General features: G+C 48.4%; 1 protein-coding gene. It reads left to right on the top strand.

Annotated elements, in window-relative coordinates; all coding sequences use genetic code 11:
• Window positions 1–762: leucine-rich repeat domain-containing protein (locus tag M3089_RS15735; protein ID WP_249085263.1), on the top strand; the 762-nt coding region annotated here is incomplete at both ends.

Raw genomic sequence — 762 nt, 5'->3', positions numbered from 1 at the left:
ACATTGAAGCATCTGGCCGACTCTGCCTTTAGCATGGGGGATGCGGATCTCGTATTTGAGCTTGCTGGCCCGTTCCCCACGTTGGACAAGTATGTATATGGCGGGGCTGGTGAAAGTCGATGTAACATTGATCTATCTGAGAGCAATGAGTATTGTGTGATGGATGGAGAGTTTTTGTGCTCTGCAGATGGCAGTGTGTTGTTTTTTGTAAACGATATGGAACGTGACGGGCTTGGCGGCAGTTTGCCCGCTGGCGTTAGTACTATATACTCCAGTGCGTTTGCAAATTGTGTTATAGGCGATAAGTTGGTTATACCAGCCTCTGTTGATTCTATTGGTGACATGGCATTCTTGAATGCTGAACTTGCAATTCCTATCTCATTCCATTATTCTCACCATTTGCCCGGCCTGTTGTTTGAGGCCACAGTACCGCCGAGGTTGGGAGATGATGTTTTTATGGATGGTTCAGGGTATGGGGGTATTGACTGTGTCTATGTGCCCGAAGAGAGCATTGAGCTTTATGAGCAGGCTGAAGGCTGGAAAGATATTGGTATATTATCAATGGAAAATTATCTTAGTATCAAGGCCATTGAAGGTGAGAATGGCAGTGTGGATGTGTCAGACGGCGGCGAGGCATACACCCTTCAATCTTCCAAGCCCATCTCCCGAGTCGTGTGCTACAGCGTGGGCGGGCAAATGCTGAGAGACGTGCCCGTGATGGCAGAAACAGCTGTAATCGCAAAGAGCGAAATCCCTGGCCCG

The sequence above is a fragment of the Marseilla massiliensis genome (genome assembly GCF_023336985.1).
GTDB classification, from domain to species: Bacteria; Bacteroidota; Bacteroidia; order Bacteroidales; family Bacteroidaceae; genus Prevotella; species Prevotella intestinigallinarum.
Note: the sequence above shows the minus strand (reverse complement) of the source record. Positions and strands in the feature narration are given on the sequence as shown.